This window comes from Micrococcus sp. HSID17227 (genome assembly GCF_003989405.1).
GTDB lineage: Bacteria > Actinomycetota > Actinomycetes > Actinomycetales > Micrococcaceae > Micrococcus > Micrococcus luteus.
Genome location: NZ_RBLN01000569.1, coordinates 1 through 441, shown reverse-complemented (window position 1 = coordinate 441; position 441 = coordinate 1). Strand labels below are relative to the sequence as shown.

1 protein-coding gene is annotated in these 441 nt (G+C 75.1%); it reads left to right on the top strand.

All coding sequences use genetic code 11. From position 1 onward, the window contains the following. Positions 1–208 precede the first annotated feature (208 nt). Positions 209–436, top strand: a complete 228-nt coding sequence (locus D8M29_RS13355; protein WP_238693442.1) for a hypothetical protein — start codon at positions 209–211, stop codon at positions 434–436. The last annotated feature ends 5 nt before the right edge of the window (positions 437–441 follow it).

The following is a 441-nucleotide window of genomic DNA, read 5'->3' as shown; positions in this document are numbered from 1 at the left end:
CGCACGCCCGCGCCGTCGCCGACCTGCAGGTCTACCTGCGCCAGCACCACGGACACCGCGACGACACCCGGCTGGGCGCCGCGCTCCTGACCGGCGAGACCGACGGCGGCTGGACGTGGTGAGCTTCCCACACACCGACGACGGCACGTCCGAGGCGGCCTGGGCGACAGGAAGCGCGTTCAGACGGGGGCTCTTCCGATCTCGCGGCATGGTGGAGGCCGACCGGATCCGCGGCACCGTGGCGCAGCTGTGCACCGAGGTGATGGACGTCGTCGGGCAGGCCACCGGCCCCGGCCCGCTCACCGGCAGCGCCGCGCACGCCCGCGCCGTCGCCGACCTGCAGGTCTACCTGCGCCAGCACCACGGACACCGCGACGACACCCGGCTGGGCGCCGCGCTCCTGACCGGCGAGACCGACGGCGGCTGGACGTGGTGAGCTTC

Bases quoted from the DNA above. Each gene is read 5' to 3' on its own strand.
- D8M29_RS13355 (WP_238693442.1), top strand. From the start codon at position 209: ATGGTGGAGGCCGACCGGATCCGCGGCACCGTGGCGCAGCTGTGCACC.